The sequence below is a fragment of the Paenibacillus sp. 598K genome (assembly GCF_003851045.1).
In the GTDB taxonomy this organism is placed as follows: domain Bacteria; phylum Bacillota; class Bacilli; order Paenibacillales; family Paenibacillaceae; genus Paenibacillus_D.
This window is the reverse complement of record NZ_BFBX01000027.1, coordinates 56306-56832: the sequence shown is the minus strand read 5'-3', so window position 1 is coordinate 56832 and position 527 is coordinate 56306. Positions and strand designations below refer to the sequence as shown.

Below are 527 nucleotides of genomic sequence, written 5' to 3'. Positions count from 1 at the left end.
GTCTCGAAGCCGGACGCCGCCCGCTCCAGCCAGTGATCCGGCCAAGGATCGCTGCGGGAGAAGTCGTACAGCTCCTGGACGAGATGGTACAGCGGCTCGTCGCCGCGCTCGCCGCCGTAGTCGTCGGCCAGACGAAGGAAGCCCGGCTCCGTCTCGGCAGCCGCATATCGCTCCTCGAACAACGCATCCAGCACATCAAGTCGCAGCAGCTCGGCTTCCGTCTCGTTGGCGACCCGGAAGCCCGGGTCGAGGCCGATCATCGGATAGTAGCGCCGGATTACATCGAGACAGAAGGAGTGAAGCGTCGTAATCGCTGCCCGGTTCATCATCGCCAGCTGCCGCCGCAGATGCTCGGATTGTGGTTGCTCCAGTAGCGCGCGCTCCAGCGCCAGACGGATCCGCTCCTTCATCTCCGCCGCAGCTGCCTTGGTGAACGTCGCCACCAGCAGTCGGTCGACGTCCGTATTACCGGAGATTTTGCGGATGATCCGCTCGACCAGCACCGCCGTCTTGCCGGAGCCGGCGGC

At 65.1% G+C, this 527-nt stretch carries 1 protein-coding gene; it reads right to left on the bottom strand.

All coding sequences use genetic code 11. The features are described from left to right. The coding region (locus PA598K_RS10050) for a UvrD-helicase domain-containing protein (protein ID WP_148091930.1) at nt 1-527 on the bottom strand (527 nt) is incomplete at both ends.